Source organism: Brevundimonas denitrificans, assembly GCF_030160755.1.
GTDB classification, from domain to species: Bacteria; Pseudomonadota; Alphaproteobacteria; order Caulobacterales; family Caulobacteraceae; genus Brevundimonas; species Brevundimonas denitrificans.
Genome location: NZ_BSOY01000169.1, coordinates 1 through 760, shown reverse-complemented (window position 1 = coordinate 760; position 760 = coordinate 1). Strand labels below are relative to the sequence as shown.

Genomic DNA, 760 nt, shown 5'->3' with positions numbered 1-760 from the left:
AATTTGGATATAGAAGCGGCTCTTGAAGCGGCATATGAGATTATTGACCAATAAGGTCCTTGGTCTTTATAACACCCTTTCAGGAATAGTCCCGACCGCGCCGGGACATTTTTAACGCGTTTTCCAGGCGTGTGACTTGAGACATGGAAAACAGGTGGCCATCGATCCGCCGGATTACCGGTTTGGCCTGATAGAGGATCATTAAGGAAATCAGAATATGTCAAATACTGAACTTGCTGAAGAAAGCATGCTGGCTGTTGAAGATTTTGCGGCCATGCTTGAAGAAAGCTATGGCACCAGCGATAGCCTTGAAGGAACCGTTATCAAGGGGACCGTTATCAACATCGAGAAAGATGTGGTCACCATTGACGTCGGTCTGAAATCAGAAGGCCGTGTTCCGCTCAAGGAATTCGCAGCCCCGGGTCAGGACTCTGACCTGAAAATCGGCGACACCGTGGAAGTCTTCCTGGAGCGGATTGAAAACGCTTCCGGTGAAGCTGTTCTGTCACGCGACAAGGCTCGTCGTGAAGAAGCATGGGAAAAGCTGGAAGTTGCTTTCGAAGCAAACGAACGCGTCGACGGTGTTATCTTTGGCCGCGTCAAGGGTGGTTTCACTGTTGACCTGTCCGGCGCCGTTGCCTTCCTGCCAGGCAGCCAGGTTGATGTTCGCCCGGTTCGCGACATCGCACCGCTGAAGGGTATCCCGCAGCCGTTCCAGATCCTGAAAATGGATCGTCGTCGTGGCAACATCGTTGTTTCC

General features: G+C 51.7%; 1 protein-coding gene. It reads left to right on the top strand.

Features of this window, described 5'->3' with window-relative positions; all coding sequences use genetic code 11:
- Nucleotides 1-217: 217 nt before the first annotated feature.
- Nucleotides 218-760, top strand: a 543-nt coding sequence (locus tag QQJ79_RS15565; RefSeq protein WP_284223841.1) for a S1 RNA-binding domain-containing protein, incomplete at its 3' end; no start/stop codon positions are given.